This window comes from Vibrio sp. 1069, assembly GCF_033340555.1.
The window spans coordinates 1-580 of the sequence record NZ_JAWOWP010000678.1 but is presented as its reverse complement, the minus strand read 5'-3'; the positions used below and the strand labels follow the sequence as shown (position 1 = coordinate 580).

1 protein-coding gene is annotated in these 580 nt (G+C 47.6%); it reads right to left on the bottom strand.

Going from position 1 to position 580, the window contains the following annotated elements; genetic code table 11:
* On the bottom strand, positions 1 to 550 hold a 550-nt coding region (locus tag R7040_RS28430; protein WP_318097884.1), incomplete at its 3' end, for an AI-2E family transporter.
* Between the last annotated feature and the right edge of the window lie 30 nt (positions 551 to 580).

Below are 580 nucleotides of genomic sequence, written 5' to 3'. Positions count from 1 at the left end.
TGCCAGCAGCGATAGCCAGTGACAAGATAGACAGCAACAAGCTACCTAACACGCCGCCAACCATGCCAAGCAAAGAGGTTAATGCTGACTTGATTTGTGGCATAAAGGTTTGTATTGCTTGCTCTAAGTTTGTCGCAAAGAGCGTCCATACTTCATAAAGTTTGTCACCCACAAGAGGCCAATCAGCAACAGAAGCTTTAGGTCCAGGGATTTTTACCTGACCATTTTGCAGTACGTCCAACGCGTGTGTTGCACCATCCACGATAGAGCCCGACACCATCACTAGTGGCGTTACCAGCAGGGCGATACCCAGCAGTGCGATTGTCGTGGCAGCCAAGCCGCGTCTACCGCCGTAAGCGCGTTGCAGTTTTTTGGTCAGTGGTAGTAGCGCTACCGCGATGATGGCACCCCAAATCACTGGAAGGATGAATGGCCTGATGATGTCGTACGTAAACATCAGCAATACGAAGATCAAGCCAATACGTATCGCTGATTCCACCATGTTACTGATGAAAAGCTTACTTTCATTTCTTTCCGATTGTTTATCCATTTTTGTTTACCTGATGATCAATGTTGGAAC